Annotated in this window: 3 protein-coding genes; all 3 read right to left on the reverse strand. The window is 70.0% G+C overall.

Going from position 1 to position 1,585, the window contains the following annotated elements; translation table 11 throughout:
- Positions 1-134 precede the first annotated feature (134 nt).
- Entirely contained in the window at positions 135-335 is a 201-nt protein-coding gene (locus ACTUAL_RS25670) for a hypothetical protein (RefSeq protein ID WP_440902047.1), read from the reverse strand.
- Positions 336-417: 82 nt separating this feature from the next.
- Positions 418-1,338, reverse strand: coding sequence for a type II secretion system F family protein (locus ACTUAL_RS25675; protein ID WP_440902048.1), 921 nt, complete (start codon positions 1,336-1,338; stop codon positions 418-420).
- Positions 1,335-1,585: type II secretion system F family protein (locus ACTUAL_RS25680; RefSeq protein WP_440902049.1), on the reverse strand; the 251-nt coding region annotated here is incomplete at its 5' end. The genes ACTUAL_RS25675 and ACTUAL_RS25680, both read right to left, overlap by 4 nt.

The following is a 1,585-nucleotide window of genomic DNA, read 5'->3' on the forward strand; positions in this document are numbered from 1 at the left end:
CACCATCGCGAAGAGCAGCAGGAAGACCAGCGGCAGCAGCACGACGACTTCGACCGAACTCGAACCACGGTCCTTGCCGGCGGCGCGCAGGACACCCACCACCGCCCGGGACCGCAGGCCGAGCCGCCGGGTCATCAGGTCAGGCCGCCCAGCTTGCCGGTGGCCCAGGCGGTGAGCAGGCCGACGATCACCGTGGCCAAGGCGAACAGGCCCAGGGCGATGACGACGGTCTCCACCGAGATGGATCCCCGCTCACCTCGGGCGGTGATCTGCGGGCGCAGACGCTGCGGAACGGCCAGCGCCGAGGCGCTGTACCTGAGGGTGGACTTCTTCATGGGTTCTCCCCTTCGTGATGGTGTGGAACGTGGCTTCGGGTCCGGGTGTGCGCTGGGCGCGCAGTCGGGGGGCTCGCGTCGATCAGCTCCCCACCATGCGCAGGATCTGGGGGGTGATGAGGATGACCAGGAAGATCATTCCGAGCAGGGTCATCGGCAGGGTCATGCGTTCGCTGACCTCGTTGGCGCGGGTCTTCTGCGCGGTCAGGATGGCCGAGCGCATGCTGGCGGCGCGGGCCTTAAGCTGGGGGTAGACCCTTGCTCCGTCCTCCCCGGACAGGCGCATGATGTCGGCCAGTTCGTGCAGGTCGGGCATGTCGATCTCGTTGCCCAGGTGCCGCAGCGCGTCCCAGGGTGTAATCCCCGACCAGCGGGTGCGGGCCAGCTCTTCGCGCATCCGGCGGAAGACCCAGGAGTCCCCGACCGCGGCGGCGGCCTCCATCGACTGCCGCGGGCCTGACCCGGAGGCCATCTCGAGGGCGACCAGGTCGACGAAGGCACCCAGGGAGCGGGCGAACTCGACCCGGGCGTCGCGAGCGTCGGTCAGCACGTTGTAGGTCGGGATGAACCACAGTGCGGCGGCCAGGGCCAAGGTGGCGACCACCGGGACGTACAGCGGGATGGAGAAGGAGAACAGGACCGCGGCGGACAGGACCGGACCGGCGACCAGGCCGATGAAAACGTACGTGATCTTCTCGCCGTAGAACCGTGCCGGTGTCATGCCCAGGACAGCCAGGTCGGCCGGTGCCACCTTGCCCCGCAGACGGGCGGGGAGGTGCCGGGCGCCCCAGGCGCCGAGCACGTCGCGGATGTCGTCGCTGCCCTTGACCTGTGGTTGGGCCAAGGCCTTGGCTGCGTTCTGGGCCTCGCGGGCACCGGCCGGTGAGAGCCGGGCCAGGGCCTGCCCCAGGTCGGGGTGGGACGGGGCCAGCTGGAACAGCACCAGCGCCAAACCCGCCCCGACGAGCCCGCCGGCGGCCAGGAGCAGCTGCAGGGCGGTCATGGTGTCTCCTGCGCGACCGAGGTGCCGATGAACCGTGGCATGGGCTTTCCCTCGGCCATCTTGCGCAGCCAGATCAGCATCCCGACGTAGGTGGCCAGGTAGGTGCCGAGCAGGACCTGCCCGATCGGGCTGCCGTAGGGGGCGATGTAGTCCCCGGACAGGGACAGGAAGACCAGCACCGACAGGGTGATGCCGGTGATCAGGCGGGCGTTGGCCCGCGGCTTGGCCCGGTCGGCCTCGATCTCGC

This window comes from Actinosynnema sp. (assembly GCF_052038725.1).

Bases quoted from the DNA above. Each gene is read 5' to 3' on its own strand.
- ACTUAL_RS25670 (WP_440902047.1), bottom strand. From the start codon at position 335: ATGAAGAAGTCCACCCTCAGGTACAGCGCCTCGGCGCTGGCCGTTCCG.
- ACTUAL_RS25675 (WP_440902048.1), bottom strand. From the start codon at position 1,338: ATGACCGCCCTGCAGCTGCTCCTGGCCGCCGGCGGGCTCGTCGGGGCG.